Below are 633 nucleotides of genomic sequence, written 5' to 3'. Positions count from 1 at the left end.
TTTACTGGACATCCCTTTTTGATGCGAAGTTCTATATTACTGAATTAGATGTCACCCCAAAAATGAAAGCGCTGGCCTATAAAAAGCAAAGTTACATTCGACCAGATGGAATAAAACGAGCTTGCTACCAAACGACATTTGATTTTGGTTTCCTGCCAAATGGGCAAGTGAAAGTATGGCTTAAGGGTTGTGGCAAATATACGTACGTTACTGAACTGTCGCCAACGAGCACACCCGAAACGGACTATAACGGAAGTACTTACTCTGATCATAACCAGACAAGAAACTCTGTACTTAAAAGAGCTAAAAAGGCTAACGCAACCTTAACGCCTATCCCTTGGGATAAGGTAAATAAGATATATACATCAAAGAATTATATTGTAGATCAGCTTCATTAATATTGGTTTACCGCCTCACAAAAACCTGTGAGGCGCTCAATGAAAGAGCTAGATTCAGCATTCATTACACAAGGACAGTAAATGAAAAAGATTATATCAACAGGGATGCTCTGCCTATTACTGGCTGGTTGTAGCATGGTGAATAGAGAACGCGTACCTGATGAAGTTCCAAATTGGAGAGTTGGTTATACAATGCCATCACTTTACCCTGTCAGAGTCACTAAAGCATATGGTA

Annotated in this window: 1 protein-coding gene; it reads left to right on the top strand. The window is 39.7% G+C overall.

Going from position 1 to position 633, the window contains the following annotated elements:
• On the top strand, window positions 1–398 hold a 398-nt coding region (locus C9J46_RS21430; protein WP_146144687.1), incomplete at its 5' end, for a DUF2931 family protein.
• Window positions 399–633: the final 235 nt, after the last annotated feature.

The sequence above is a fragment of the Photobacterium sp. GB-36 genome (assembly GCF_003026135.1).
In the GTDB taxonomy this organism is placed as follows: domain Bacteria; phylum Pseudomonadota; class Gammaproteobacteria; order Enterobacterales; family Vibrionaceae; genus Photobacterium.
Note: the sequence above shows the minus strand (reverse complement) of the source record. Positions and strands in the feature narration are given on the sequence as shown.